At 65.7% G+C, this 23,372-nt stretch carries 21 protein-coding genes and 1 pseudogene; 6 read left to right on the top strand and 16 right to left on the bottom strand.

The window, feature by feature from the left end:
• The coding region (locus ACIA73_RS10870) for a transposase (protein ID WP_399438067.1) at positions 1–605 on the top strand (605 nt) is incomplete at its 5' end.
• A gap of 378 nt (positions 606–983) precedes the next feature.
• On the opposite strand, the gene ACIA73_RS10875 is transcribed toward ACIA73_RS10870, so the two are convergent.
• A complete protein-coding gene (locus tag ACIA73_RS10875) occupies positions 984–2,486 on the bottom strand; it encodes a SulP family inorganic anion transporter (protein WP_399438068.1) in 1,503 nt (500 codons plus the stop codon).
• A 395-nt stretch (positions 2,487–2,881) separates the two neighbouring features.
• On the opposite strand from ACIA73_RS10875, the gene ACIA73_RS10880 reads away from it, so the two are divergent.
• Positions 2,882–3,319, top strand: a complete 438-nt coding sequence (locus ACIA73_RS10880; protein WP_399438069.1) for a MerR family transcriptional regulator — start codon at positions 2,882–2,884, stop codon at positions 3,317–3,319.
• Between the two features lie 33 nt (positions 3,320–3,352).
• Here ACIA73_RS10880 and ACIA73_RS10885 read toward each other — a convergent pair whose 3' ends face one another.
• From ACIA73_RS10885 to ACIA73_RS10910, 6 genes are all read right to left on the bottom strand, one after another.
• On the bottom strand, positions 3,353–3,781 hold the full coding sequence (locus tag ACIA73_RS10885) for a TetR/AcrR family transcriptional regulator C-terminal domain-containing protein (protein ID WP_399438070.1): 429 nt from the start codon (positions 3,779–3,781) through the stop codon (positions 3,353–3,355).
• 280 nt (positions 3,782–4,061) lie between these two features.
• Positions 4,062–5,162: a hypothetical protein gene (locus ACIA73_RS10890; RefSeq protein WP_399438071.1), complete on the bottom strand. Its 1,101-nt coding sequence runs from the start codon at positions 5,160–5,162 to the stop codon at positions 4,062–4,064.
• A gap of 79 nt (positions 5,163–5,241) precedes the next feature.
• Entirely contained in the window at positions 5,242–7,326 is a 2,085-nt protein-coding gene (gene fxlM / locus ACIA73_RS10895; RefSeq protein WP_399438072.1) for a methyltransferase, FxLD system, read from the bottom strand.
• Positions 7,327–7,352: 26 nt separating this feature from the next.
• On the bottom strand, positions 7,353–8,615 hold the full coding sequence (locus ACIA73_RS10900) for a lanthionine synthetase C family protein (protein ID WP_399438073.1): 1,263 nt from the start codon (positions 8,613–8,615) through the stop codon (positions 7,353–7,355).
• Entirely contained in the window at positions 8,612–11,680 is a 3,069-nt protein-coding gene (locus tag ACIA73_RS10905; RefSeq protein WP_399438074.1) for a lantibiotic dehydratase, read from the bottom strand. Before ACIA73_RS10905 ends, ACIA73_RS10900 begins: the two co-directional genes overlap by 4 nt.
• Positions 11,681–11,757: 77 nt before the next feature.
• On the bottom strand, positions 11,758–11,928 hold the full coding sequence (locus ACIA73_RS10910; protein WP_399438075.1) for an FxLD family lanthipeptide: 171 nt from the start codon (positions 11,926–11,928) through the stop codon (positions 11,758–11,760).
• A 274-nt stretch (positions 11,929–12,202) separates the two neighbouring features.
• Here ACIA73_RS10910 and ACIA73_RS10915 point away from each other — a divergent pair, with 274 nt between their 5' ends.
• Positions 12,203–12,865 (top strand): NUDIX hydrolase, encoded by a 663-nt coding sequence (locus ACIA73_RS10915; protein ID WP_399438076.1) that lies wholly within the window; start codon positions 12,203–12,205, stop codon positions 12,863–12,865.
• A complete protein-coding gene (locus ACIA73_RS10920; protein ID WP_399438077.1) occupies positions 12,862–13,275 on the top strand; it encodes an NUDIX hydrolase in 414 nt (137 codons plus the stop codon). The genes ACIA73_RS10915 and ACIA73_RS10920 overlap by 4 nt, the downstream gene beginning before the upstream one ends.
• 50 nt (positions 13,276–13,325) lie before the next feature.
• Here the strand turns inward: ACIA73_RS10920 and ACIA73_RS10925 are convergent, their stop codons facing one another.
• From ACIA73_RS10925 to ACIA73_RS10940, 4 genes are all read right to left on the bottom strand, one after another.
• Positions 13,326–13,871 (bottom strand): response regulator transcription factor, encoded by a 546-nt coding sequence (locus ACIA73_RS10925; protein ID WP_399438078.1) that lies wholly within the window; start codon positions 13,869–13,871, stop codon positions 13,326–13,328.
• Positions 13,868–14,479, bottom strand: coding sequence for a DUF6624 domain-containing protein (locus ACIA73_RS10930; RefSeq protein ID WP_399438079.1), 612 nt, complete (start codon positions 14,477–14,479; stop codon positions 13,868–13,870). The genes ACIA73_RS10925 and ACIA73_RS10930 overlap by 4 nt, the downstream gene beginning before the upstream one ends.
• 551 nt (positions 14,480–15,030) lie before the next feature.
• The gene (locus ACIA73_RS10935) at positions 15,031–15,444 is read right to left on the bottom strand and encodes a hypothetical protein (protein ID WP_399438080.1); all 414 of its coding nucleotides are present in this window, start codon (positions 15,442–15,444) and stop codon (positions 15,031–15,033) included.
• Positions 15,441–15,866: an ATP-binding protein gene (locus tag ACIA73_RS10940; protein ID WP_399438081.1), complete on the bottom strand. Its 426-nt coding sequence runs from the start codon at positions 15,864–15,866 to the stop codon at positions 15,441–15,443. Before ACIA73_RS10940 ends, ACIA73_RS10935 begins: the two co-directional genes overlap by 4 nt.
• Positions 15,867–16,109: 243 nt before the next feature.
• Between ACIA73_RS10940 and ACIA73_RS10945 the strand changes: the two genes are divergently transcribed.
• Together ACIA73_RS10945 and ACIA73_RS10950 are read left to right on the top strand one after the other, a co-directional pair.
• Positions 16,110–16,988 carry a helix-turn-helix domain-containing protein gene (locus tag ACIA73_RS10945; protein WP_399438082.1) on the top strand — a complete coding sequence of 293 codons (879 nt, stop codon included), beginning with the start codon at positions 16,110–16,112 and terminating at the stop codon, positions 16,986–16,988.
• A 29-nt stretch (positions 16,989–17,017) separates the two neighbouring features.
• Positions 17,018–17,212, top strand: coding sequence for a DUF397 domain-containing protein (locus tag ACIA73_RS10950; protein WP_399438083.1), 195 nt, complete (start codon positions 17,018–17,020; stop codon positions 17,210–17,212).
• 347 nt (positions 17,213–17,559) lie between these two features.
• On the opposite strand, the pseudogene ACIA73_RS10955 reads toward ACIA73_RS10950, so the two are convergent.
• The 5 genes and pseudogenes from ACIA73_RS10955 to ACIA73_RS10975 all read right to left on the bottom strand — a co-directional run.
• A pseudogene (locus ACIA73_RS10955) lies at positions 17,560–17,806 on the bottom strand (transposase); the annotation flags it as partial.
• Between the two features lie 54 nt (positions 17,807–17,860).
• Positions 17,861–18,397 (bottom strand): SMI1/KNR4 family protein, encoded by a 537-nt coding sequence (locus ACIA73_RS10960; protein ID WP_399438084.1) that lies wholly within the window; start codon positions 18,395–18,397, stop codon positions 17,861–17,863.
• A gap of 362 nt (positions 18,398–18,759) precedes the next feature.
• On the bottom strand, positions 18,760–20,493 hold the full coding sequence (locus tag ACIA73_RS10965) for a hypothetical protein (RefSeq protein WP_399438085.1): 1,734 nt from the start codon (positions 20,491–20,493) through the stop codon (positions 18,760–18,762).
• 967 nt (positions 20,494–21,460) lie between these two features.
• On the bottom strand, positions 21,461–21,907 hold the full coding sequence (locus tag ACIA73_RS10970; protein ID WP_399438086.1) for a hypothetical protein: 447 nt from the start codon (positions 21,905–21,907) through the stop codon (positions 21,461–21,463).
• The gene (locus ACIA73_RS10975; protein WP_399438087.1) at positions 21,904–23,343 is read right to left on the bottom strand and encodes a type IV secretory system conjugative DNA transfer family protein; all 1,440 of its coding nucleotides are present in this window, start codon (positions 23,341–23,343) and stop codon (positions 21,904–21,906) included. The genes ACIA73_RS10970 and ACIA73_RS10975 overlap by 4 nt, the downstream gene beginning before the upstream one ends.
• Positions 23,344–23,372: the final 29 nt, after the last annotated feature.

The raw sequence follows: 23,372 nt of genomic DNA on the forward strand, positions 1-23,372 counted from the left end.
GGCTCGCGCTGGAGGAACGCGGCTGGTCGTATGTCATGGCCGTCGACCCCAAGGAGATCGCACGGCCGGCCCACACGGTGCCGTATCAACCCGCTTATGGCGGGCTGGGGCCGCCGACGCTGCCTCGATACCGCGACCGGCCCCGCTCGCTGCCCGGCCTCCTCGACGACGCCGTGTTTGAGGAGGTCACCTGGAGACAGGGCAGCAAAGGCACAATGACCTCCTGCTTCGCTGTGGTCCAGGTGCGGCCGTCGGGCAAGGAAGCCTGCCGGGCAGCGCAGGAACACGCCGGAGGACGCAACCGGTGGAACGGCGTGCTCCCCTTGCGGACCCTGCTGGTCGAACAGCCCGAAGCAGCCGACGAGCCGACCGGCTACTGGATGACCAACCTGCCCGCCACCACCCCGACCGCCGACCTGGTGCGGTGGGCGAAGATGCGCTGGCGGATCGAGCACGACTACCGCGAACTCAAGCACGGCCTGGGCCTGGACCACTTCGAAGGCCGCACCTGGCGCGGCTGGCACCACCACGTCACCCTCGTCACCGCCGCCCAGGCCTTCCTCACCCTGCGGCGGCTCGACCCAAAAGCCCGGACGCCGGCCTGACCCTCTACCAGGTCCTCGACGCACTCCAGGACCTGCTGAGGTGCTGGACCGGCACCTGCACCACTTGCAACCGCCCCCTGCCAACCAGAAGAAGAACTTAACGAAGCACTACTAGTCGGTTGCGGTGCGCTGACGTTCGGTTCGAACTGCCATAAGGACAGCGTGCGCGGCGCGATTCAGCCCGACACTAGCGCGGTCTATGTGGTGAGTGACGACGTGGACGCGGTGCACAGGCGGGCGTGTGCACCGTGCAGGACCCGGAGGGCAACCTGCGGACCTTCGGCAGCTACCGGGGCCCCTCACTCTTGTAGAGCACCGGAAGAGGTCGAGGACCCCGGCGGCGGTGCCGGGGCCCTCGGCGGTGAGAATGCGGGCGGGTCAGTGGCTGGTGAGCTCGCCGGTGAGTTTGCCGTGCAGGAGGGCACTGGGGTCGTTCAGTCCGATGATCTCGACCTTCTTCCCGCGCTGGGCGTATTTGGTCTCGATGGCGTCCAGTGCGGCGACGGAGGAGACGTCCCAGATGTGGGCGGCGGACAGGTCGATGACGACCCTGTCGGGGTCGGTGGCGTAGTTGAACTGGCTGTAGAGGTCGTTGGAGGAGGCGAAGAACAGCTCCCCGGTCACGGTGTAGAGGACGCTCTTGCCGTCGGGCGCGACGTACGGGGTGACTTCGGCGAGGTGGGCGACGCGCTTGGCGAAGATGACCATCGCAGTGATCGAGCCGACGACGACGCCGATCGCGAGGTTGTCGGTGGCGACCACGCAGATGACGGTGATGACCATGACGGCGATCTCCCCGACGGGCATGCGCTTCAGAGTCTTGGGTGCGATGGAGTGCCAGTCGAAGGTCGCGAAGGACACCATCACCATCACCGCGACCAGGGCAGCCATCGGGATGTCGGAGACGACCGGGCCGAAGACGATGCACAGCACCATCAGGAATCCCCCGGCGAGGAAAGTGGACAGGCGGGTGCGGGCGCCGGACACCTTCACGTTGATCATGGTCTGGCCGATCATGGCGCAGCCGCCCATGCCGCCGAAGAACCCGGTAACGATGTTCGCGATGCCCTGCCCGATGGACTCGCGGGTCTTGGAGGAGTGGGTGTCGGTGATGTCGTCGACGAGCTTGGCTGTCATCAGTGATTCCATCAGTCCGACCAGTGCCATCGCGAAGGCGTAGGGGGCGATGGTGGTCAGGGTGTCCATGGTGAACGGCACGTCGGGCAGGCCGGGCACCGGCAGGGAGGAGGGGAGTTCTCCCTTGTCGCCGACGGTGGGTACGGCGATGCCGGCCGCGACCGTGATGACGGTGAGGATGACGATCGAGACGAGCGGGGCCGGGATCACCTTGGTGATCTTCGGGAAGAGCACCATTAGGGCCAGGCCGCCGATGATCAGCGGGTACACCGCCCAGGGCACGTCGTGCATTTCGGGGACCTGGGCCATGAAGATGAGGATGGCGAGGGCGTTGACGAAGCCGACCATCACCGAGCGCGGCACGAACCGCATCAGCTTGGCCACTCCCAGCGCGCCGAGCGCGATCTGGATGACGCCGGCCAGGATGACCGCAGCGATCAGGTAGCCGAGGCCGTACTCGTGGTTCAGGGGGGCGATGACGAGGGCGATGGCGCCGGTGGCGGCGGAGATCATCGCGCGGCGTCCGCCGACGATCGAGATGACCACGGCCATGGTGAAGGAGGCGAACAGGCCGATCGCGGGATCGACCCCGGCGATGATCGAGAACGAGATCGCTTCTGGGATCAGGGCGAGGGCGACGACCAGTCCGGCCAGGATTTCGGTGCGCCAGACCTTGGGGTTGTTCAGCCAGTCGGGGCGCAGGCCACGCAGCCGTGCGGCGGGGGTCACTACGGAAGAAGACACAGGAAGTTGCGTACCTGTCGTGCTCGGGCGCACCCCTTTGGCAGGCCGGGGCGTGCGGGAGAACGCGGAGGAGCCGGGTCGGCTTCCCGCGGTCGGCCCGCGAGGGCGGGCCGGAAGTCGAAGCGAGGGAGCCAGTGCCTGTACCCAGGCGGAGGCCTCACCTCGGGGGGCGAAGCGTCACGGCGGGCAGGAGGCGGCGGTCGGCGTCATGGGCTCGCGCACGCTCTCTCCTGCAAGAATCGGATCGTCACCCGGGGGCAGCATCGGCCCCGGAACGGCAGTCACGAGGGCAGCAAGGCAACCCCGTCAGAAACTCTACCCTAACGTTAGAGTAGGAACAGGTGGGGTTGCGCGGGACGCGGCCCGCCGCAACGAGAAGGGCCAGGACCACAGGCGTGGACGACAAGCACATGCAGATCGGCGAAGTCGCCGCGCGGACGGAGCTGTCCCTGCGCACCATCCGGCACTACGAGGAGACCGGCCTGGTCATTCCCTCCGCCCGTTCGCAGGGCGGTTTCCGCCTCTACACCGAGACCGACATCGCCCGGCTCATGGTCATCCGCCGTATGAAGCCGCTCGGCTTCACCCTGGACGAGATGCGCGACCTGCTGGAGGCCACCGACCGCCTCGATGCCGCACCGCCGGCCGGCGGTGACGAGAGGGAGGTACTCCAGCAGCGGGTCGCGGCCTACGAACAGGCCGCCGTCCAGAAGATCGAGGACCTGCGCGTCCAGCTGGCCCGTGCCGAAGAATTCGCCGGAGCCCTCCGGGCCCGGCTCACAGGTACTCGCAGCGAGGCGACGACTCCTCGCGGCCCGGACTCGCGCGCATGAGCGCCAGCCGCGCCAGCCTCCTCCTGCCTTTCCTCAGTCGCACGGCGGTCCGGCGTCGTGGTGCGCGGCGGCAGTGCGCGACTGGTAGCCCCGGAGGAAGGCGTGCACCCCGGCGGTGACGAGGGCGGTACGGGCCGCGGAGGACAGTGCGGTGGCGCCTCCGTGAGTGCGCTCGGACACCGCACCGGAGGTCAGCAGCAGGAAGTGGTCGGCCGCCAGCGCCGGGTCGCTCACCTCCAGGACGCCGACGCCGGCCAGGCGCTGTAGCTGGTGGGCGAGTTCACGCTGGGTGCGCCGCGGCCCCGCCTGGTCCCATGCCTGGAGCATGCCGGGCGGCAGGTTTGCGGTCTCTGCTCTCATCCGGCGCACCACCGCGAGGTGGACGGCGAACTCGGCACGCGGCCTGTTCCACGCGGTAGCCAGAGCGAGTAGGGCCGCCTCGACCCGGCGGGCGTCACTCACGGGCCCCAGGTGACGCTCGGTGAGATCGACGAGGACGTCGGCGACCCGAGTGGAGCTGTCCTCCGATGACCGCGCGGAACAGTTCTTCCTTGCCCGCGAAGTGGTGTCCCTTCCGTGATCGACGACGATCGTCTCCGGGACCAGCGTGGGCCGCCGCTGTCCTGCGCCCCTTCGCCGCGTTTACCGTCGGTACTTCGACCACCCGGAAGCGTGGAATCTCGCGCAACAACGGAAGAGACCCACAACTGGGCGGGTGGCGTCACCTGCGGGTGGCCTTCCGCTATGACCGAACCAGGCTCTTGCGGATCGTGAGTCCGCTCGTGCTGAGAGCTTCTGCCAGCCCGTCATGCAGTTTGGTGGGCAGGCTCCCCGTGCCGAGCGCACACGCAGTGATGAGGTCGCGGCAGTCTTGTTGCTGGTGATGAGTTGCGAGGCGCGAGAACAAGGGGTGGGCGAGGCTCTCGCGTGCTGCGTATCCGTCTCGGAGGGTGACCGTTCGCTGGTGCAGTTCGTCGACGATTTGGTGTGCGATGTGGACCTCGGCCGGTCCGGCGACATCGAGGATCACGAGTCCGAGGCGTGCGCCGAAGACGGTCATCCCACTTCCCGGTTGCAGGTTGGCGTGTATGCCCGCGAGGGCCTCCAAGGCCGGTCCGGTGGGCTCGCCGGCCGTACGTTGTAACAGTGCGGCGAGGCAGGCGGTGATGGCCTGTTCCCATGGGTCGCCGGGCGCTGTGCTCTCCAGAAGGTCCGCCGCACGGGATGAGTCGTTTGAGACGAGGGCCGCGATGACGGCGACCTGACGGCCGTCGAGCATGCGCTTGCCGACGCCGTGATGTGCCTCGATGTGGGCGAGGGCTTCGTTCCAGCGTCCCTCGGTGGTGAGGGTGCGGGTGCCGTCGGCGAGGAGAACGCGCCACAGCCAGGCCCGTACTTCTTGGCGGTCTTCCGGAGTCGCGGCGAGGTCGGCAGGCACGGTGATGCCGTCCAGGCACACGGACGTTCCTGTGCTGACCGCGTGGAACAGGGCCAGCAGGTGGGTTCGGCCGTCGTCGCCGTGGCCGGCGCGGATCTGGAGCCGGGCGAGGTTGACGAGGGGCTCCAGTCCGCGGATGGCGCTCATGGCGGGCAGGGGACAGGCGTGGAGGTAGACGTCCGCGTGTTGGTGACACATTTCGCGGGCGAGGTCGGAGAGGCCGAGGTCGGAGGCGATGAGGGCGGATTGGTTGAAGACGGCCGAGGCAAGCCCTTGATCGGCTTGGTGTGCTGCCGTGTCGGCGAGAGTGATCAGGGTCTGTACCCGCTCGGGCAGTGGCAGGCAGGCGGGGCGGAAGCGTGCGACGAGAGGAAAACGCTGGGCTATTGGTCCGTGCGGGTCCATGTGATCCCCCGGCGGTGGGTGGTGGGGCGAAGGCGCGGTGGGTGTCCGCCGGAGGAGGTTCCGGCGGACACCTCAGAGATCACTGCCAGTCGACGACGATGCGGTTCAGCGGGGTGTCGAGGGCGAAGAGGCCGGGACGCTCCTCGATCGCGGGGGCGTCGGTCCGCTGGATCTCGAACGTAGCTTCCCGGCCGCGGAAGTCGCGGTCCCAGGTGCGGATGAGATCGGCGACCTTCCCCGCTAGTTCGTCGCTACCGGGGCCGTGGCCGATGACGCCGAATTCCCAGAGCTTGCCGCCCTCGGGGGTCTTCTCCTTCAACAGACGGCGGGCGAGGTAGGTGACGGCACCCTTGTCGACGGCCGCGGTGGAGGAGGGGTAGGGGTCCTCAGTGAGCAGGGTCCCCTTGGCGTCCTTCGGGAACAGCATCCGGATCAGCCCGCTGGGCAGGGAGCAGGAGACAAACAGCTCCATCCAGTCCGGGGACTCCATGGCCCGGACGGTCATGCCGGTCCACTCCTCGGTCCGCGGCTGGTCCAGGACTCCTGCGAGAGCGGAGCCGTCGATGCTCTGGGACGCGGGGGCCTGGAGCCGTACGGTGCCGTCGGAGCTGAGGGGGATGACGCGGCGGTCGTCGTCCGCGATACCGCGCCTCAGCGGCATGAAGGTGTTCATCCTGCTGCTGACGCTCGTCCACCTGCCGTCGTGCTGCTCGTACGCGATGGAGCGGGACACGCTCCCCTTCAGGCGTTGGGGCACCAAGAGCCGCCCGCCCGGCGCGAGTTGTTCCGTCCAGGCGTGCGGGATGCCGTGCGCTCCCACTGTGGCGACGATCCGGTCGTACGGGGCGCCTTCGGCGTGTCCGAGGGCCCCGTCCCGGGTCAGTGCCTCGACGTTGGCGAAGCCGGTTTCGGCGAGGTGCGTACGTGCGCCCTCCACCAGGTCGTCGTCGACGTCGATGGTGGTGACGTGGCCGCCCTGGCCGACCAGGTGTGCGAGAAGTGCGGCGTTGTAGCCGGTGCCCGCGCCGAGTTCGAGGACGCGTTCCCCGGGCTGGACTTCCAGTTGGTCGAGCATGAGGGCGACAACGCCGGGCTGAGAGGCGCAGGAGATCGAGGTTCCGTCGGTGTCGTACTTGATGTTGACCGGCGCGTTGGCATACGCCGTTTCAAGGGGTGCGTCGGGCACGAACCGGTGGCGTTCCACGCTACGGAGCGCGTTCTCGACGGCGGGGGTCCGTGCGTATCCGTCCTTGCGGATCTGGTCGACCAGTTCATTCCGGAGCTGGGTCGGGTCGGCCTCTTGGGTGGAGAGCGAGGTGGTGTTCACCGCGTCGACGCTAGTGGTCTGGGCCGTGGAGTTTGTGGGCCACGCGGTGTTGTCACTCGATCCCATGACTGCCTCTCGTGCGATGTTGGAAAGGGCATGCTGGTCGTCGCGTTGGAGGGCGGCGCGGTTGGCGTGAAAGATGGTGTGATGTGCGATGACGGCACGAAGTCCGCGTTCCAGTGCGCCAGTTGAGGACAGCCGTGCGAGCGTGGTCCCGGCTCGCTCGAAGGCGGTTACCCACGCGGTGTGTCCGTCGAGCGGGCCATTCGGATGGCAGAGGCTGTGAGCGTCTGTCGTCATCAGCTTGTGCACGGCTGGGGTCAGCGCGGTGACCTTCTCTGGGGTGCGGGTGACGGCTTTGGCGGGGCGGAGGTCGGCGACCTTGGCCCAGACGTCGCCCTGTTCGAAATAGTCGAGGCCTGCCGCGCGCATCATGGCGCTCAGGAGCAGAACCGCGGTTTCTGCCCGTCCCAGTCGTCCGGGGCCCGGTTCGTACGTGAGCAGGTGGCGGCTGTCCTCGTGGAACAGATCGTGCGCGGTGTCCATTGCCTGGGCGCCGCCGAAGGCGGCGGTCTCGGGTTCGTAGATGGTCGGCGTCCAGGAGCGGACTGAACCGTCGTAGACGAGGGTGCGGAGCACGGACTCGATGTGCGGAGACGGGTGGTCGGCCTGGTAGCGCAGTGGCCAGGGGGACTTGTTCATGAACCACCAGGTGCTGATTTCCCCAGCGTCCTCGGCTTCGCGCAGAGCAGGCCCGAGCCAACCGGAGAGCAGGTGCCGGCCGGTCTCGCGGTCGGCGAAGGTGATGTTGTGCTGGTGCCAGCGGTCGGCGGTCACGGTGAACGTCCTTCGGTCGAGGGTGTTCAGGCGGTCAGCAGGCAGGAGTCCCATGCGGAGCGCGGCGCTTCGGCAGCGGACATGAGCCCCAGCGCGATACCAGCGGCACCATTGAGGAATCCGGGCCCGGATTCCTCGTCCTGGACGAGAGCACGGGCGGTTTCCGCCGGGGCGGCGTCCGGAAGGCACACCGATTCCAGGAGCGGCGGAATCGCCGCGCGAAGGCGTTCGGCGGTCGAGGGGTGGGCATCGTGTGACGTCCGGGCCGCGAGGTGGGCAAGCCCGGCGAAGCCGTGGCAGAGGCCGATGCCTGCGGTGGCCTTCATCTGCGCAGGATCTTGGAGCGCGCAGATAAAGGCCTCTTCCGCCGTGGTCTGTCTGCCGGTGTCGCCCAGGACGTGTGCGGCGAGCTGCTGGGCGCGGGCGAGCCCGGCCGTGCCGTAGCACCACGATGGCCGCCGAGGAGAGGACGGTATGAGAAGGTCGTTGCGCAGTTCGGCGCGGGTGACCCAGTACGGCCACATGGGGACCTGCCCTGCTGGCTCTTGCCAGCGGTCCAGCCACGCGAGAACAGTGCGCAAGGCATCGTGGTGGCCGTCGACGACGGTCCCGTTGCGGGCGGAGAGCGCGAGGAAGGCGAGCACGCCGCCGATGCCGTGAGCTACCCCTGTGTTGCCGTGCCCGAGGGGGAAGCCCGGGTCCGGGCGCCCGGAGGGGCCGTGTGCTGTCCACCAACCTGGCAGGGTCTCCCCTTGGTCGGTGAGCGGTTCGGTGAGGCGCACGCAGTAGTCGAGGACGGCCCGCACGGTGGCGCTGCCGGGATCGCGGCGCAGAAGGTGAGGGCCGTATCCGGCCAGTCCGCGAATGCAGTCGAACTCAGATAACGCTGGCAGGAGTTGGGCGTCGATGCGACGGTGCGCGGCATCGAGGCGGCGCGTGACATCTGCGGTCAACTGGGTGTCGAGCTTGTCGAGGGCGCGCTGGTAGGGGCCCGGTAGGTGGTTGGCCGCGCAGGCGACCGTGTGGGCGAGGGCAGGGGCTCCGTAGAAGGCGTGGCTGTCCGGCCCGCTCGTGACCGGTCGGGCCGTCGCTGTGGCCATCCAGTCGTGCACCCGTTGCCAGGAACCCCGGCCGGACGCGGCCCGCTCGATGTGCAGGAGCGCGATACCCAGCGGCCCGTACGCGAGCTGCTGCCGGTGCCCCGTCGTCGTATCCCGGGGCACCGGGGCTGTGTCCGGGGTGGCGAGGAGGTCGGCGACGGCATCGCTCACGGCAAGGTGGTCGATCACGTTGTCCTCCGGGTCCAGGCCAGCGCGGCGGCGCGGGCAAGGTAGAGGCAGATGGCTTCCTCTTCGAAGTCGATGCCGACGTGCCGTACGAAGTGCACGTGCAGCAGGGACGAGAGAACGTCGTCCAGCGCGATCCCTTGGGTGTCCGGACCCGGGAGGTGCGGCCGGTACGCCGCGAGCGCCGTGGTGCGTTGGGCCCACCCCGCTACGACTGTCTGTCCGCCGGGGGCCGTCTGTAGAGCTGTCCAGTTCTCCGATGGGTTGGCCAGCCGTACGACCTCGGTGAACTCGGTGCGTGGGACAGCAGCCGGGGCGGTGCGCGGGATGTGCTTGATCAGCCAGCGCATGCCCGCGGCGGTGCTGCCGAGGAACTCGGTTGCGATGGCGATGGTGTGGGCGACGGTCAGCGTCCGCCGCTGAGGGCGCCGGGCTTCGGAGAGCTGGGCGACGACGGCCTTGGAGTCTGCGCGGAACACGTTCTCTGCCGCGCTCCAGGCCGCACCGGAACCCCACCGGCCCATCTCCCGGTACGAGGTGGGAAACCGCAGGTCAGACAGCAACCCCGCGCCGCGCAGCTTGCCGGCCCACGCGCTCACCACCCCCGCAGTCTCCGCAAAGGCGTCCGGGCTGGGGAGCGCGATGCGCACGCGGAGGTGGTGCTCGGGATCGCGGAAGCGTACGAACCACCATGGTGGGTTGCCGAGTTGGGCCAGGAGTGCGGGAAGGTGCGTGGCCAGGAGGTCATCCTGCCGACGAGCGTCTCCGTACAGCGTCGCCAGCAGTAAAGACGCAGTCCCCGGGCTCTGGATCTGCGCCGGGGAGAAGAGCCGGGCGGGCGAGGGTGCGGGCAGCGTCGGCCAAGGGGCGGGCTGCGTCGCTTTGAGCGGAACGACCACTTCGTGCGCCCGCCCCTCGCACCACCCGTGGTCGTCTTGTGCGGGAGCTTCCACGAGCACGGCGACGGGTGAGCCGACGAGGTGCTGTCGCAACAAGGCTCGGTGAGCGGCCCGGTCAAGGTCGAGAAGAAGACGCCGGTCACCTTCCGTGAGGAAGAACTGCTGCGGCAGACGCCGCCTTGCCCGCCACTGGTCGAGCACGGCGTCCCACTCGGCCCGGGGCCGGTTGGTCCCAGGCAGCTCGCTCTCCTTCAGCCGCCATCGCGCGGGAGCGAGCACCACCCGCCCGTACCGCAACCGGGGTAGGAAGGGCATCGCGTTCGCGGCCCCCCAGTCGAACAGGGTGACCTGCGCGCACTGGGCACGGGAAAGCTCAGTGAGGAAGCGGACCAACGGCGGGGTGTGCTTCCTAAGGTTCAACGCGTGCATCCCCACGGCCTCGACCCGGTGGCCCCGGCCAGGCGCCGCCAGGTACATGCGCCGGCCGTCGCACGCCACTGCGAGATCGTTGGGCGTCAGTACCTCGCTTCCGGGGGCGCGGTGTTCCTGCACGCTGACCACCAGGGGGAGAACCTGCGGTGCACGGGTGACGTGTCCGCTCGACGGCAGGAGCGGCGGGAACGAAAGCTGCGCTGCCACCGTTCCGGAGTCGGCTGTGGGCAACTCGGCTATCTGACCGGTGAGGGCCTCGCGCTCGGGGTTGCCCAGCACGCTCAGAAATCGGCCGGTGGAGACCCCGATGCCCCGGGACACGCTCACTACTTCCAGCCGGAAGCGACCTCGATGGAGTTCCTCCGTACTGGCGGCGAGCACTCGGACCCCGACCTCCAGGTGCGGCGGCACCCGGGGATGCTCGGGACCGATGTCCAGCGAAGCGATCAACTCGTCCGTCAGGACTACTTCGTCGCAGCCATCGAGTGCGGCAGCCTGCGCAAGGCCCACCAAGACGTCGTCCCGCTCGGAAAGACGGCGCCGACGCCTGTCCGGCGGGGTGCCGGGATAGCCGTCGGGGAAGCCGGTTCCGCTGTCCGCGACGACCTCCTTGAGCGGCACCATCGTGCCGATGCCGTACCGCTCGTAGAACCTCCGCTGGTAGGCCTTCCACGCCTCCGTTCCGTATGGCATCGCGCTGAGACGGGTCAGGGCCTGGGCGGCCCGCTCGACGTCGCGGGCGACGGCTTCGGGCAGTTCGATATCAGCGTCAAGGCGGAGGTCCAGGGCTAGGGGATGGCGGCGGAGCCCCGGGACGAGAGCGCACATTCGCCCGGCGACACGGTCCCGGCTCTCCCGGTCGCTACACGTGCGGAGCCCGGTTCGCACCGCGTCCAGCTCCCGCACCAGCAGCGCGGCCGGTGCCGGGATGCTGGAGCCCATGGCGTCGAGCTGTCGCATCACGTGCGCGAACGCGTCCGTCTCCGTACTCGGCGCCCGAAGATTCGTCAGCAGCACCCGGTGGTGGATCAAGCCCAGCACCAGGCGCCGCACCGCCTCCGGGGCGGCGTGGGGGAACTCTGCTGCGGTCTTGTCGAGGAGCGTTCCGACTTGAATCGGCGTGTGCGCTGCGTGCATCACCGTACGTACGGGCTTGGTCAGGCCGATGGAGGCTTCGACCGCACGCTCGTCGTCACCGTGACAGTCAGACTGGTACGGCACGATGAGGCGGCCATCACGAGGTGCGACGACGGTGTTGACGACGACCGCCAGGAGGTCCAGGACTTCGGGAATCGACTCCAGCCGGTCCGCCACAGCCGCCGTCCATTCCGCCCCCGCGCGGCTGACGACGGTGTGCTCCGTGCCGCATTGCACGCGGGTATGCCGACCGAAGGATGCCGTGGCCACGCCGGCGAAGAAACCGAAGGGCGTCGGCCTGTGTTCGGCACGGATGACGTACCGGGCGACGGTGGACACCGCACGTCGTACGTCACGTATCGATGGGGCGTCGGCGGCACACAGGGCCCTGACTTGGGAGGCGAGCCCGGAGCTAGCGTGTTCGAGTGCCTCGGCCACGCGCTTCTCTGCCCAGACCTGCCGCAGCCAGGCGAGCCGTTCCTCGTGCCCGAGCACAGAGCAGTCATCGAGGTCTGGGAAGGAAGGCAGAGAAAGCGTCGGCCGGGAGACCGCACGGAAGAGCGCAGTCGCACAGGCGCGGTAGGTGGTGCTCGGGGCCATCACAACCTCCAGGCCGGTCGGGGAGCCGGTGCCTCTCAGGCGCAGAGGCACCGGCTGATATGACATGTGGCTGTGGATCAGGCCACGTTGGTGGTGCAGGCGCCACAGGTCTCGCCGCAGCCGTCGTCGGTGAGGTTCGTCAGGCTGGCGACGTCACCCACCTCCAGCAGCGCCACGTCCAGCTCGAAGCCGTCCGGGCTCGAAGCCTGCTGTGCCTGCGTGGTTCCCGGTTCAGAACGACCGTTCATGTCGATCTCCTGTCTTTTGGGGGATGTAGTGAGGGCCCGGGGCCCCCGCACCCGGCTGCCATGCGTGCTCGTGCAGTCGGATGCCGGGGTACCGGGCCTGCCTCTGGCCGGAGGTCCCCGATCCTGCGTAGGCAGGGGCACCGTCGGTCGCAGGCTGCTGCGTATCTCAGAGTCAACGGCTGCGCCCCCGTTCACCATGAAGCGGCAAAGCAACTAGCCTGCAGTCAGGGCGCGTTGACCTTGCGCACCCCCAACCGAAGACGTGGAGGCCGCGATGGACGTCGTCGATGTCTGGACCGCCCGGCTCGCCTGCACACTCCAGGCCGCACTCCGCGCCACCAACGAACACTTCGCCGATCGGTTGGGCATCTCCCCGCGCACCGTCGCCACCTGGCACGCCGACCCGGAGGTCGTACCCCGTACCGAAATGCAGCAACTCCTGGATGCCCTCTACGAATCCGCCCCGGAAGCAACCCGTAAACGCTTCGTCCTGATGGCAGCGCCGACCGAGACGTCGCACGCCCAGACACCCGACCCGCAGGCCCAGGCCCTGCGCGTGGCCATCGCCATCGTCGTACGCGACCACGATGTGCTGCTGGTGTGCCGCCGCGACAACGACACCTCCGGCATCGCCTGGCAGTTCCCCGCGGGCGTCATCAAGCCCGGCGCACGGCCCGAGACCGCGAGCATCCGCGAGACTCTGGACGAGACCGGCGTGCACTGCGCGGTCCGCCGCAAACTCGGCGAACGACTCCACCCGGTGACTGGCGTGCACTGCCTCTACTTTCTGTGCGAGTACCTCGCGGGCGACGCCAAGAACAGCGACGCTGTGGAGAACGTGGACGTGGCATGGGTACCGAAGAGCGAAGTCACCCGCTTCATCCCGACCGAGACGATCTATCCGCCGATCCTGCAAGCACTGGAGGCAGACGCATGACGGAGCAGACGGACACCGAACGGCCCGGCATCGCGGCGGCGATCGTCGTACAGGACCAGCGGGTCCTGATGGTGCGGCGGCGGGTATCCGAGGGCCAGCTCTCCTGGCAGTTCCCCGCCGGCGCCGTCGAGCCCGGGGAATCCCCGGAAGAAGCGGCCGTCCGCGAAACCCTCGAAGAGACCGGCCTGACCGTGACCGCCCTCAAGCCCCTCGGTGCCCGTGCGCACCCCAAGACCGGAAGGAACATGTCGTACACCGCCTGCACCGCAGCAGCAGGAACCGCCCACGTCGCCGATGCCGAAGAACTCGCCGAGGTGCGCTGGGTGACCCTCGCCGAGATCCCCACGCTCGTCCCGTACGGCCTCTTCGAGCCGGTGCAGGCGTATCTGAACGAGGCCCTCAGCCAGTAAGTAGTGCATCAAACCCCAGCCGACAGGCTCGCAGGTTCGGCGGAAGGCCGTCATGCCGAGGCACCCGTCTCCGGGCAAGCGGTGCACTCATCGGCCATAGGGGTCGGGCTGCCGACGCAGCCGACGTCGCTGGGCGGGGAGTCGATGGGGAGAAGACGCCACGCATAGAGCAGATGCACCCCGTGCGCCCGGTCGGTCGCGCCCAAATCCTGGAGCGTCCCCCATACGTATCCGGAGGCGGTCGAGGAGGTGATCCCCAGTGCGCTGGCCGCGTCCCGGATCTTTCGGCCTTCGGCCCGGACGCTCATGGCGAATAGCGTCCGGGCGGGCACTGCCGGCCGCTGCCCGTCCGGCAATGATGGCAGCGGAAGTAGTCCTCGCCGGTACGAGACGCCGACCATCGCCTCGCGGGGACTGACACCGATGCGGGACCGGATACGGCGCAGGTGAGTTTTCACCGTGTGGATGCTCAGGACGAGCTCCCGGCCGACCCTGTGGTCGGTATGGCCCAGAGCAACCAGGCTCAGGATTTCCGCCTGCCGAGAGGTCAGTACAGGGGCGGCGGCGGGAGCCCCGTCGCCGAAAAGCTGACTCATGCCGCGCTCCCGACCAATTGCCCTGGGAACAACGGCTTTGCGCTATCCGGCGGACCGTTCTCGTCCGAGGCGCCATCCGGAGCGGACGCGTACCGGCGGCGCAGTGCGTCGTACGCGACGGCAGCGGGCGGAAGCCCGACGCTGGCCCGGCGCGCGTCCAGGTGCGCAGGCTCGCTCACCGGCATCCGCACAACCCGCCCGTGGGCGTCGAGCCGATGCTGCGTCCCGTACTCCTGCTGGTGACCGGCACCCACAGCGCACCGGTCGTGGAGGTGTGCCCAGTGCCGGATCGGAGCATCGCCGCGCTGGACGGCCTCGGTCAGCATCCGTAAGCAGAGCCGTTGGAGACCTGGATCATGGTCGGCGTGCAGGGCAAGGTGCAAGGCGGCTTCCGCTGCCTCTTCGCCGACCAGTGAGCGTCCGGGCCACCCGTGCTTGCTCAGCAGGCGTTTCAGCATTCCGCTGTCCGCGCGCTCCTGGTGAATGCCCCACTGCTGTGCCGTCGCGGAGAGAACACCGCGGGCAAGCTGTCGGCGGGCCTCGCGGGACGCGGTGGCGCTCTCCAGGAGATCGCGGGCGATGTCCGGGCGTCGCGGTTCCTGAGTCATCGCCGGCCTGCCACGGTGAGGGCCTTCGCGAGCTTGCCCGCTACCGGAGCAGGAGCTGAGCTCCAGCACTCAGCACTGTTACCGGGGGGCCCGGCCTCGGCCGGGGGCTGGAGTTCGTGGAGCGCAGTCATGTGGGAGTCTCCGGAAGATCGTGGGCAGGAGAAGAGCGAGGAAGTCACCGTCGTCGCGTGAGGGCGTCCTTGCCCGGCAGAGCCGGCTCGGCCGGGAGTTCGAGGCACGTTGCGGTATGGGGAGCATGGAAACCAGGTGCGCGGTCCAGGCGTACGTACCGGCAGGGGCGTGGAGGGCGTACGAGTACGGGCGTCCTTGCCGTAGTTCCCTTACCGCGTCGGCAGCCCCGTGGTGGTCACCGAGCCAGGCCCAGGCGCGGCCGAATGCGTCGCGGTCGAGGATCGGGAAGGTCTCGCGTGCCGAGTCCCGCATCCATTCGAGGACCTGCCCCGGGGCTTCGGTGATTCCGTCTTGGGGTCGTGCAGCGAAGGGTGTGCCAGCTGGGTGGGCTACGTGACACCAGTAGGCGCGCGGAAGGTTCATCGGCCGGCCCCCTTGTGGATCGGCACCACTGGGCAGGGCGCACGGTCCTGATAGGGCTGAGGAAAGAAGATCGGGCGGACAGAGAACTCGTAGTAGGCGTCTCCGTCGCTGACGAGGTGCACGTACATCTGCTGGGCGGCAAGGGAGGCGATGATCTGCCGCATCTCCCAGCCGTTGCGGAGCCACGTGAAGGCGGAGGACTGTGCGGCAAGACCCTCCATCCGCCAAGCCACCCGGCGCGCTCGCAGCCGGAGTTGGGCGACCGCGCGCGCCGCCGTGGGACTTGCGTACGTACCGAGCTGGTAGCCCCTCAACCCGGCGCCCGTCTCCGCGCGATATCCGTTGACCTCCACCCAATACCCGGCCAGCGAGTGGGGGACCAGGCGGGGCAACTCCATGGTGTCGTTCACGTGGCACCCCGCCCTTCGGATGCATGGAACTCGATCCATACGTCCTTGCCTGAGTCCTTGGGGTCGGCGCCCCAGGCGTCGGCTGTCTTGCTGAGCAAGAACATCCCGCGCCCGCTCTCGCTGTCCCAGTCCGGGTCGCTGACCACGGGCAGCTCCGGGCTGCTGTCGCTGAGCACGATCCGGATGGACGACGACGTGGACTGGAGCGTGAGTACGCAATCCCCGGACTCCACGTGCTGGTGCACGTTCGACAGCATTTCCGCGACGCACATCGTGGCCTTGTCCGCCACCTCGCCCCATCCCCAGTTCCGTACGAGGCCGGCCACAGTTCGGCGCATCAGGGAGAGGCTCCGCGGTCCGACTACGAGCGGTTCTCGGTGCTCGTGGATCACTTCACTGATCGATGTTCTTGAGATGGACACTCTCGGCTCCTTAGCGGGCGAGCTGGTCCAACTAGCGTGTTGCATGGGAGAGTTGATCTGCAAGGCGTCATGCAATTTTCACGCAGAATGACATATGCAGTCGCTCCGGCTCTCGCCTGTGCAAGGGAGACTCGGGGTGGCAAACTCGGAACCTGGGCTTCGTTGAACCTGACTTGGGGCTTGCCCGGCCAAGCTCAGGGACTCGTACGCCGAACCCCAGGAGGGATGGAGAGGACTCGGACTGTGGCAGCACCCAAGGGACCGACGAGCCGGCGCGTGCACCTCGGCAAGGTGCTGGAGAAGATGCGCGTCGACAAAGGGATGGCCAGGGAGGAGGTGGCGACAGCGCTCGGATTCTCCACGGAGAAGCTCTGGCGTCTGGAGAAGGGCCGAACCAGCCTGCCGAACCACAGCGACCTCAAGGCCCTCCTGGACCACTACAACGTCACCGACGATGAGACCGTCGAGGAACTCCTGAAGATTCACCGTGAATCACTCACTCAAGGGTGGTGGGTCCCCTACAACCCGCACCTTCAGAAGGGGATGCGCGACTACGTAGGTCTGGAGGCCGACGCGCTCTCCATCAGCTCCTGGCAGCCCAACCTCATCTTCGGCTTGCTCCAGACACCGAACTACGCTCGGGCACTGCTCGAAAGCGCCAAGGCAGTGGACGAGATCACCACCGAGTTCATCGACGCCAACGTCGAGCTGCGGATGAGCCGCAAGAAGCTCATCACGGAAGACGAACCGCGGCCGCTCTGGGTCATCCTGTCCGAGGACGCGATCCGCAGCACGATCGGCGGGCCGGACGTCATGATTGAGCAATACGACGAGATCGGCAGGCTCGCCTCCCTCGACCACATCACGCTTCAGATACTCCCGGCCGCGAGCGCTGGCTACCGTGCCAGCCTGAACTTCGCCCTGCTCGAACTGCCCGAGCCTCTCCCGAAGATGGTCCAGGCCGACCATGTCAACGGTCAGGCGTGGGTCACGGACAAGAAGCCCGAAGTCGGCAAGTTCTCCCGCAGGTTCGAAGCGCTGCGGGCGGCAGCTCTGGCGCCTCATGAGACGCCAAGAGTTCTCAAGGACGTCAGCAAGGAACAGGAAGAACGGAAGTCATAGCCATTAACACCAACCCGAATACTACTGAGATGGCTCCTGAAGCTGCCTGGTTCAAGTCCTCGTACAGCAGCGGAGCCGAAGGGAACTGCGTCGAAGTCGCATTCCTGAGGGGACAGGTCGGCGTCCGAGACACGAAGAGTGTGGAGGGGCCGACGCTCATCTTTCGTGGGAGCGCGTTTTCCAACTTCGTGGCATCGCTCAGTGTCAGGTCCTTGACCGACTGACCCAGGTTTACGTCACGGCCCGCCGACGATTTCGGCGGGCCGGCCGGGGTTAATATTCCAGCCCTACTTCTCCATTAGTGCTGTTCAGCGGCTTGAGTGTGGGGAGTGTAGCGGGATGGGTTGGGGTGCGGGGCGGTCTGGGCGGACCGTCCCGCGAAGTTGTGACCACGCCGCATGTGGTGAGAGCACCGGGCGCGTGCTTGGTGGCGGCGTAGTCAGCGTGATCACCTCACTGTGGAATCGCGCGGCCGGTATGGCGGGGTTCAACTGCCAGCAGGCGGCGGATTTCGGCCGGTACCAGGTCCACGAGGTCGGGAGTGTCGGCCGGGTCACCCCCTTTCGCGTTCCTGGACGACCCGCACGATTCCTTCCCACGTACCGTCCGCCGACCACCTGCGATGAAGGTCGTGAACCGTCTTCCAGCTACCGAAGCAGGGAGGTAGGTCCCGCCAGGGGAGATCCAGTCCGCTGCCGGAACAAGATCCCGTGGATTACACAGCGGTGGGATTACCAGCTCCCACCACGCCCGCGATTCGCCGGCAAGTGCGGATCCAGACGAGCCCACTCTTCATCCGAGAGATCTCCCCGCCCCATGTCCCACGGAACGACTTCCCAACGGGAGCGTTCACGCGCCCCATCGGATACGACCTAAGCAAATCGCCAATCTCGATAATCGGACTCCGCAGTAGGTCGCAGATAGCGACCAAGCGGATCTCCACTTTCTAGGGCTTCGGCCGTGAAGTGGAGCAGGGCAGACAGTGATCCCCACATCGGATGAGCAGTGATGCCCGGAGATCCGCCTTCCTTGTCGCGCTGGTGAATCCTATGACCCGCGCGCTCTTGTGCATCCAGGTAAAGAACTGACCCCATCCCATCTGCGGCAAACGGCAGATAGTGCGGCAAGAAAGGAGCGTGGTCACTTGGCGAAGAGGTCCTAGACACCCAGTTTAGCCGGATCTCCTCCAAAGCGAGCACTCGGAACATCGGGGGGAGCTCGAATATGTCACTGCCATTGTGGCACAGGAGCGATTCAACCAGTTCTGCCGGAAAATCAGCGCCTATGAACTCTTCAGTGAGCGCGATCTCCTGGCGCGAGGCAGGTGGCGGAAGTTCTTGAACCACCTCATGGTCCAATAGCCATGCATTGATGCGCCACCAAGACTGACTAATGGGGGGTATCGACATTGCAATTCACCTCCATGTTGCTGAGTTCAACAGGGCGGGGCCTCTCATTCAGGCAAAGCCATTTGAAATTGTGGGCTGGAACGAGTAGTGCCGCTAGGAACTAGACGGAAAGAAACAAATCGAGGTCTGTAAATGCTTGGATCACGGAAGTTCGCCCCTGCATCAGACCAGCGATTATCGAACGTGTTGACGTTGTACGAAAGAGTCCAATGGTCACCAGCTTGCAGAACTGGGTGGGCGTGGGCGTTGTAAGTGAATATGTTTTCATCGCCGTAGCTCCCGAATATTCCGGTCTCTGGCGTTCTGTATATAACATCATGGCCCACCCAGGACCCGAAGGTGCCGAAGGGATCACACCCCGATCATATGCGAATCTTGTTACTGAAAGCTTCCGTACTGTCCTGGCTTATTACTACAAATTGTTTGTTCCATGGCGTAACACTGTACTCATTTGATATGCCGGAAAGATATGTAGTCCCTTGTTTCTCATTCTTCATCCAGTTGTTCGCCCCGGTAGGTTGAAGATTCAGGAACTGCCAATCCTGGACTGCCGTGAGGTCTTGGCCCTTGACCCGCGCGATGTGCATCTTTTTGTTTACTTTGTCATTGCTGACCCCATAGATGTATGTGTGACCGTCGGGGCTGCGGTAGGAGGGGAGGAGGGCTGATCCCCACGCGACCCCGGTTTCGGAAGGCAAGGGATCGATCCAGATGGGCTTCCTGAGGTCACTCAACTCGAAGGTCGCCACCGCGCTTCGTACGTATGCGAATGGCATTGCGGTGCCATCATTTGTTCCTCGATATTCCTGGACAACTATCTGCAGATGGTCGACTCCGTCGATCTTTGACACCATGCCGTCACCGAGCCAATACCAACGGTTATCCATGGTCGGCGGCAACATCCCTTTCGGATTTGCCTTCGTCCCTGCATGAATCGTACTCAGACTGCCGCCAGCATCCACAAGGAAGGAGTTATTGATAAACTTCGAAGTAGTTGGACGTGTGCCATTCGCGTTCAGCGGCCCCAGGAAGGTATCCGAAAAAAGATACAGTGTACGGCCATCAGGCAGCTTGAATGAGTACGTGGAGTCGCCTCCAGTCCAACCATCTGGTGTGGTATTGGCGTAGTTGTTAAAACGTCCTTCTGGCGCAGCCTTGGCTGCGACCTCCTTTACCTCGGGCAGCGATTTTGTTTGGCACTGCCCGTATACCACTGGTTCCGCAACTCCACTGGGCTCAATCGGACCTCGGTAATTACTCCCATCAGGGTTCACAACCTTGACGTAGAAGTGGTCTCTCTCTCGTAGAATCCTTTGCTTTTCAAAAAATTGCCCCAAGTCATTTCCGGCGTTTCTGTTATGTTGGCCATTGATTGGCTTAACGGCAAAATGAGCAAAACCCTCCCCGCCGTCCTTGGCACCTTTACTGGTGGAGGCTTGTGGATACTCATCGCATTCCCGCGCGCCGCGGGTATATCTCTCACCGAAGAAGAGTCGGCATTGGCTCCTTGACTTGCTTCTGTTCGGTTCTATATTTTCGGCGTTCGTTCGCGTCAAGGTGCGGCCGCTCCCCACGGCGCCCGGAATACTCTTTTGGTTTTCGGTCAGGGGGAATGTTTTGTTCGGTTGATTCTGTGCGGCCCAGATCAAATCTGCGGATTCCTTCGTACGATCATCCGCAGTGAGGTTGAATACCTCTTCAACTAGAGGAAATACGCATCCGTAATTATTGCTCATATAGGAAGCCGAGTCGCAGCGGAATGTGTCACCGGCATAGGTGGCGGAGCCGGCGTTTCCTCCGATCTTGAAGCCAAAAGTGTAGGTCCCTATTTTATCGTTCCCTTTTCCTCCATCAGGGGAAAGGAAGTTGAAGAAGGCAATGCCGTTTGCCTGCCATTCCGCTAGTGTTCGGCGAGCGCCGCCGAGGGTTTCACAGTCAGGAGATTCTTCTGAGGCTACGTCGCAGCTTGCGGTGAGTTCGAAAACATCTGTCATCCGAGGGGCCGCTCGCACTTGAGGCTGATCCAGTCGTACAGTTGTTACTATATTTCGATTATCGGTCCCATTGCCTTGGTCGGCTTCACCGAGGATGGTCATGCGAAAGTCGACCCTGCCCGTCTCTACGCAGGTGGGGTTGCAAAGTCTAGAAATAAGCGACACGTTGGGAATGATTTTGCACCAGGTGAGATGGTCTATCGCTTTAGCGACTCCTGTGTTGCCGAGGAAGTCCTCGCAAGTTTGGAGCGTCGCGTTTATTCCATTCTCTCCCTCTTGGGCGCGCAGCTTCGAGAGATAGTCTGTGCGGAACTTCGCCTCCTCCTTGGTCTCTTTGGAAATAGGTCCTCAGGGGCTAAGCCCCTGAGGCTCATTAATGGCGGGCTGACGTTGAGGTTGACGCTTCTCCATTCCCTTTCCTCCAACTGGCTTTCTGTCTTTCTTGTTTGCATCCAATGCACCTTTTGTTCTGTCGATTGAGTGATGGGCGGATACTTGGGCGCTACTTGCTACGGATGGAAGAAGTAATAGGGAGAGTGCAGTCACGAGTGTCCAAATTATCCTAAACTTCCTCATATTTTTCCTTAGATGCTTGGTGGAGATAAGGTTCGTGAGGGTGGTGTGCTCTAAATGAAAATACATGCCCATGTCATGTGTGTATCGTGAATCCGTCATTTAACGTAAGGGTGGGAATGTCGGAAGTTTCTTAGCTTGAACCGTTGGGGCGGACTTGCCCGGTGTACTCGCGTCTCAGTGGCTGGCGGCGCTGCGGGCAGCTGGCGCCCGCAGCGAGGCCGTCAACTGACGGTGTCGTTCGCGGCCGGTGCAGGGCGCTGGTGGTGGTAGATGAGAGCCGTCCTCACCCTGGAGCAGCACCGCTGGCAATGCTCACGACGGCGGCGCCTGGGCCTTCCCTCCAGCCGTTTGCGGCACTGAAGGAAGCCCGCGGTTCAGTGCGGCTGCGTGTCCACAGCACGCACCCGAACCGGTCCTCTGGCGAGATCGGGCTGCGGGTTCACGGGTTGCCCGCGTCACCGTTGGAGCGCGACCCCTGTGCGGCAGCACACCGTTACCAGGCGTTGAGCTGGAACCGGGAGGGGCGCGGTTCGTGCCGCCCCGTTCTGCACTGTTCAGCACTCTTGCCGAGTGACTTGTCCATCCTCGCGGCGAAACGCTCGTACTGCTCGTGCCAGAGCACGGCCGTGCCCGCGTTCAGGTACGCATCACCGCGCGCGAAGGTCAACGCCGCTATCTCGTAACCGAGTTGTTGGTGTTCGCGCCAGCACGGCGGGATCACGTGGTTCGGCTGCCAGGCGTACGTCCAGTTCAGCCAGCGACAGACGTCGTCGAGCCACTGCAATACGGTGCCCGCGAGCGCATCCGGGAGCGTCCCGATGTCCCACGGGGGCGGAGCACCTTCAAGTTCCTCGTCCGTGGCCCTTTCGGCGAGGTAGGTGGCGATCGTTGCCGGGACTTCGGGGAATGGGCCGAAGGCGGTACGGAGCTGGGTGGTCATGCAGCAGCTCCTTGTTGTGTGCTCCACTGGGCCGCGTAATCCGCCGCTCGCTTCTTCTGTGCGGCAGCGGTGCGTACGCGTTCCGCTTCGTTTGCCTGTCGCAGTGCCGTGATCTCTTCCTCGATCTTCGGCCAGGAGTCCCACGTCCACATACCGTCGAGCTGAGTGATTACGGGGGGAAGGTTGTCCGCGAGGACGAGCGCCTGGCCCTCCTTCAGCCCCTTGACCTGATCGGGCCGGAGTACGGATTCGAGCGCCATGTGTGTGGCAGTCGAAGTGCCGCCGCGCTCACCGCTGTTGGTTGTCCTGGTCGCACGACGGCGTTCAACCTGGCCGCAGAGTTCGGCCATGTCGCGGAGGAAGGCAGGGTCCTTCGAACCGCCGAAGACGACGAGGTTGTTGGTGAAGCTCGCCAGTTCCTTCGCGGTATCCGGGCCGAACCGCGCTTCGGCGGACGCCCATCCCTGCAAGCCGTAGACGACGGTGATGCCGCGTCCGCGACCGTCGGCGACGCGTTGGCGTAGGCTCGGGATGGGGGCGATGTTCGGGGCCTCGTCCAAGGCGCCCAACATGGCGGGGTCGAGGCGGCCGGCCCGGGACTCGATCGCCACTTCTTCCGCGATGTCGAACAGGTCTTCCGTGACTGCCGTGGTCAGCGGGGCGACGGAGTTGACCGCGGAGTCCTTCCCCAGCAGGTAGACCGTCCCACCGGCGGCCAGCACCGAGCGGAAGTCGGTGCTCTCGCCGCCTTTGCCCACCAGAGCGTTCACGACAGCTTCGTGCGCCAGCGGCTCCAGCGCGGCATCCAACGTGATCGCAGTGTTCCCCACCGTGCGGTCGTCACCGCTTGTCGAGGTGAGGAGCATGTCCGCCCACCCGGGACCGGCGCCGGGGTGGGCGTTGAGGATGCTGACCGGGGTCGGGTCGGTGATCTTGCGCGCCCACCTGAGTAGTTGTGGGAGGTCGGCACCGTCAAGAGCGGCGGCGTGCAGCAGACAGGCCAGGACTTTGCTCGCCTGTCCCTTGTAGAACGCCGAACCCTCGGAGGACTGGGACACCGCCCCGGGCGTACGGGAACCGGCGACGAACGCCTTGGCCCGCGACATCGCGGACAGTGTCGACTCAGCGCCCGCCATGGGCGACCAGCGGAACCGAGGAACGGACGGAACTAGGTTCTGTGGGTCGAAGGCCAGAGTTGGACGGTCCCCGGCCTGCCGCGCGTCGAGTGTCAGCTCCACCAGGTCCGGCTTCGTGGATGTGGCGATGACCGGGCCTTGCCATTCACGGATCAGCGGGGCGAAGAAGCGCAGGGTCTTCCCGGACCCCATGGGCCCGATCACGCGGCACGCCTTGTCGGCGCGCGACCACAGATCCAGGCCCTTCGGCCTGATGGACGTGCCGAGCGAGTATCCGAAGTCGTATGGAGAGTGGTACATGGGAGGTACTCCGGGGAGGTCAAAAGAGG

This window comes from Streptomyces sp. NPDC051561 (genome assembly GCF_044454195.1).
Lineage (GTDB): Bacteria > Actinomycetota > Actinomycetes > Streptomycetales > Streptomycetaceae > Streptomyces.